Origin of the sequence: Sinorhizobium fredii USDA 205 (assembly GCF_001461695.1) — a bacterium.
GTDB lineage: Bacteria > Pseudomonadota > Alphaproteobacteria > Rhizobiales > Rhizobiaceae > Sinorhizobium > Sinorhizobium fredii.
The window spans coordinates 1-4457 of record NZ_AUTC01000041.1; the positions used below are offsets into that span (position 1 = coordinate 1).

Sequence of the window (4457 nt, forward strand, 5' to 3'; positions counted from 1 at the left end):
GAGCGGCTTGGCTACCGCCCAGCTACACCACTGGTGGGGACGCGACCGAGTTGTCGGTCTAGACTTAAACCCTGGCATGCTTGCAGTGGCCCGAGCTGCGGCTGACTCGGAATTACCGATCGAATGGGTCGAAGGGAGTGCTCTTGGTCTTCCATTTCCCGGACGCCTCCTTCGATGTCGTCCTCTGCCAACTCGGACTCCAGTTCTTCCCGGACCGGTTGCGAGCCCTTCGCGAGATGAGGCGGGTACTGGTGGCCTCCGGTCGGCTTGCCCTCAGCGTCTACAGTGCCATCGAGCGCACGCCTGCGCGCATCTTGGCGCAGGAGCGTCAAACACGAAGCGCGCTGAACATATCTTTGCTGAGGCGGAGGAGCTGCGCACCCTAGTCTCAGGCGCAGGCTTCGATCAGGTGGAAATTCACACTGTCACCCAACAGGTTGCGTTCCCGTCTGTCCTCGACTATGTGCGGTTTCAATTGACGGCGACGCCGATGGCGGTGCTTTTGTCGGAGCGTTCTCAGTTCGACCGCGAAGCTGTGATAAACGCTATCGCTTCAGACGCTCAGTCCGTGTTGCTGGACTCATACGTGCTAGCAGATGGCCGGTTGCGATTTCCCCAGGAAGGGTATGTGGCAACTGCAGTGAGCGGCGGTTAGTCGGCGATTTGTCCGCTTTCCCCCCGATGCTGCCATTCCCCGCACAAAAACAAACCTAAACGCAGCGACACCTAGAGCTGACAGTATTTTGACCGTGAGCGCGGCCGTCTGAAGGATTAATATGGATCAAGGAGCGAATGTCTTTATCTTGACGAATCCGGGACGAGGAGGCTGTCCATGTCCACGAGCAATGTCGACCGTCCACTCTGTGCCGTACGGCAAAGTTCCCCCCCGATGCGGACCTTCGCGATATCTGGATGCTCACCATTGTTATCTGGCCACATCTCCCGCTTGCGTTCATCAAAGCCGAGGACGCGTTTGCTATCGGTCCACCGTGCGACCTCGCCCTCCATTCCATCCGGATCCCTGAAGGTAACGAGGCGGATGGCGCCGAAATCCGTAATGGTCCCATCCGACGCGCCAGCCTTCACCAGACGTCGTCTGACTTCTTGTAACCGCACTTCATCGTCTACGTTCAGCGCGAGATGATCTATGTGGCCTCTCTTCCCCATCTGCATCGAGCCGTCTTCATACCCCGTTGGTTCCGGCATTTGGAATGAATGGAGGGCGAAGCCTCCTCCAAGGTCGATAAGCGCGTGACGAACAGCGCCGCCACCGGGACCGGGCTCGGAGAGATCGAACTTGGTCTCTGCATCGAAGACTTCTTCGTAGAAGCGAATGAAACGGTCCATGTCGCGTGTGAACACCGTGAGATGGTGTGCACCGACGGTTACAGGAATACCGAGCCTCCCTTGCCGACATGCAGAACATAGCAAATCGCATCGAACCGGGCGACCTGAAGTCGCGACACGTCACCGACGCGAATGACCAATTTTGTCTGCAATAAGGCCATTGGGGGTTGTGGCTGCCAACTTCCGCTTCCCCCCGATAGTGTTGAAGAAGTCAGGCTTTTGGCCGGAAAGGTGGTTCGCTCATGACGTCGCAATTGAGGTCGACGTGACCTCCTCGCGCTAACTGGCCGGGATTACCGTCCGCCGGCTGCAGATCTTGGCCAACTTCCTCAGGTTCTGGGCAATGGCGGCGAGGTGGAACTCATCGCGGGCACCGCAGGGGCCGCGTAGTCGCAATCTATCGAGCTTCAGAATGCGTTTGAGGTGCGCGAAGAGCATCTCCACCTTCTTTCGCTGATAGCGTGACGTCTGGTACGCGTCGGTTTTGGCGATGTCGCGAGCCATGTCGCGAGCGCCCTCATAGATTGAACGCGTTACCTTGCGCGCCGGCGTCTTCGGACAACAGCGGGGCTTAAGTGCGCAGGCGTCACAATCATGCTTGCTCGCCAGATAACGTAGCGTGTTGTCCTTTCCCACACCGGTCCGCGGTGTCGAGAATCGCCGATGGTAGTGCTGAAGAAGCTTACCACCTGGGCAGCGGTAGGTATCGCTTGCATGGTCGTAGGCGAAGTCCTCACGCGAGAAGGTGCCGTCCTTGCGCTTGGACTTATCGAACACCGGGATATGCGGCTCGATCCCGCGCTCATGCACCAGCCAGTTCAGCATCTCGGCCGAGCCGTAGCCGGTGTCGGCAATCAGCCGTTCCGGCCACAGGCCGAGTTCGTCGTGAGTACGCTCGATCATGGTCTTTGCGGCCGTCACCTCGGCCTGACGCACGGCAGTCGAGGGCTCCACGTCCACGATGATGGCGTGCTCTACATCGATCAGGTAGTTGGTGCAGTAGGCGTAGACAGCCGGGCCGCCCCAAGAGGCGGTCCAGCGTGCCGCTGGGTCGACCGGCGAGATGAACTTGGGCTCCACCGGCGTGGCGGCTCCGAAGGCGGCATCATCCAGGGTGGCGAGATACTCTCCCACAGCCCGCTTGGCTTTGGGGTCGAGCTCCTCGGCTGTCTCGATCCCGCGCTGACGATGCGCGTCCGCGACGATCAGGCTGGCATCAACGGCAAAGCCTTCGCCGCCGACGAGACCTTCTCTCATGCAGCGCCGCACGACGCTCTCAAACAGCTCACGCAGCAGATCGGCATCACGGAAGCGGCCATGGCGCGTCTTGGAGAAAGTCGAATGGTCCGGCACATCGCCCTCGAGGCCAAGCCGGCAGAACCACCGATAGGCCAGGTTCAGGTGGACTTCCTCGCACAGCCGCCGCTCCGAACGGATGCCGAAGCAGTAGCCGACAATCAGCATCCGGATCAGCAGTTCGGGGTCGATCGACGGGCGGCCGATCGGGCTGTAGTAGGGCGCGAGGTGCTGGCGGACACCGGAAAGGTCAACGAAGCGGTCGATGGCCCTGAGAAGGTGGTCCGCCGGCACGTGCCGTTCCAGACTGAAGCCATAGAAAAAGCTCCTCCTGCATCACACTTTGCTCGCCCATCATCGACTCAATCTCCTTCCGGTAAGAAGACTGAATCAGTGCTTCAGGACTGTTTCAAGCGGGACTTTTTCAACACTATCCCCCCTTTGCAGACGCTCGGCGGACCCGGCAAAGCCGCCGTGTCCGACACTTTTAATCCCACGCCTTGATGGGAATCGAACAGCAGACCCTGTGCCGCTGCCGCGGGCTTAATGCTTAAAGCAGTTTTCCCGGTGCCATCGAAGGAACTGCGGATGCGGCCTTTCGTGAGGCCGCTGCGGAACGATTGCACGTCCCGTTCTATTGATGAGCGACTGGATGCTTTCCGGATCGTTCACCTGTCGCGAAATCAGGATGTCCAGTTCGTCGGAGAGGCTGATCAGACCCCGGTCGAACATCCAGTGGGCGGTCCCGGAAAGCGCGATGCCATTGCTCAGGATATCAGGACCGTTTGTTTCCACCGAACGAATATGCGCAGCGTCCACTTCGGCACGGCCGCCGCCGTTAATCAGCTTCAGTCCGGTGATCGCGCATCGCTTGTCCTAAGCTTTGAGGACAAGCCGGCGGAAAAGACGATTGCGAACGATTCGAGACGTGAGCTGAGTGACGCGATCACGCTCCTGCTGAAAACTGAAGAGTGACTGCGGTTGCTCGCCAAATCCGCGCGCCTGATCGACGATCTCCGGCTCGCCGATCCGTGGCAATTCCGGCTCCCGTTCATCGAATCCAAGCGAGAGAATGCGATTGAAATCACCCGGAGAGATCGGCCTCACAGCGGCGCCCGTCCGGAAATGCGGCCGTCGTCATTCAGCACGCCGCGTTCGACCACCCCTTCGGCATTGCTGAAGGGAACCGCCTTGATGAAATCGAGATAGGTCCCCGGCTCAATCAGCGCGAGGTACATGCCGGGCGCATTGCGATCCGGAATGACCTCAGCGACCTTGGCGATGGCAAAATACCCACGTGTCGCGGCAACCTTCCTCGGCTAAGGATGGTGATGCCGCTTCTGACGCCGTTGGAAGGGCGTGTTGTCGAGACGGTCTTTACGAAGCTGTCTCCTCCGCCGGAAACACAGGAACCTGGTATTCCGCAGGCATCACCGACATTGAGACCGCCGCCGCCGAAGCGCTCATGTTGGACTTCTATCTCTGGGCTTTTACTCCGCACGAAACACCTCGTTTGCCCTGAAGACGCCCACACTCGTAGGTCAAGAACGCGTGGCGAATCCGGAACGAAGGATGATGCCACGGACTACGATCGTTCGGACAGCGCGTCGAGATACTTTGGCTTGAGGATGGGAATCACGAGTTAAAGTCCCGCAAGATGATCTCGGGGTTCTCCTCCCCTAATATGGCTGCCGCGGTGAGGGTCTGGGCTGGACCTTTCAGCCATATTTCCCCGCGCTATGCCGGGACTTTCGCGCCACACATGCCCTGGGAATTCAACTGCTTCGTTCAAGGCTTTGGAGAATCTGCCGCTG

The 4457-nt window shown here is 59.3% G+C and carries 2 protein-coding genes and 3 pseudogenes; 2 read left to right on the forward strand and 3 right to left on the reverse strand.

Annotated features, from left to right (window positions below; genetic code table 11):
* Positions 1–7: 7 nt before the first annotated feature.
* A pseudogene (locus N181_RS35325) lies at positions 8–103 on the forward strand (class I SAM-dependent methyltransferase); the annotation flags it as partial.
* A 34-nt stretch (positions 104–137) separates the two neighbouring features.
* Positions 138–386, forward strand: a complete 249-nt coding sequence (locus tag N181_RS34605) for a class I SAM-dependent methyltransferase (protein WP_064244302.1) — start codon at positions 138–140, stop codon at positions 384–386.
* A 412-nt stretch (positions 387–798) separates the two neighbouring features.
* Here N181_RS34605 and N181_RS05840 read toward each other — a convergent pair whose 3' ends face one another.
* The 3 genes and pseudogenes from N181_RS05840 to N181_RS33665 all read right to left on the reverse strand — a co-directional run.
* Positions 799–1431: a VOC family protein gene (locus tag N181_RS05840; RefSeq protein WP_223843481.1), complete on the reverse strand. Its 633-nt coding sequence runs from the start codon at positions 1429–1431 to the stop codon at positions 799–801.
* A gap of 195 nt (positions 1432–1626) precedes the next feature.
* Positions 1627–3001 (reverse strand): annotated as a pseudogene (locus N181_RS05845) (transposase).
* A 185-nt stretch (positions 3002–3186) separates the two neighbouring features.
* Positions 3187–3962, reverse strand: a pseudogene (locus N181_RS33665) (HNH endonuclease); the annotation flags it as partial.
* Positions 3963–4457: the final 495 nt, after the last annotated feature.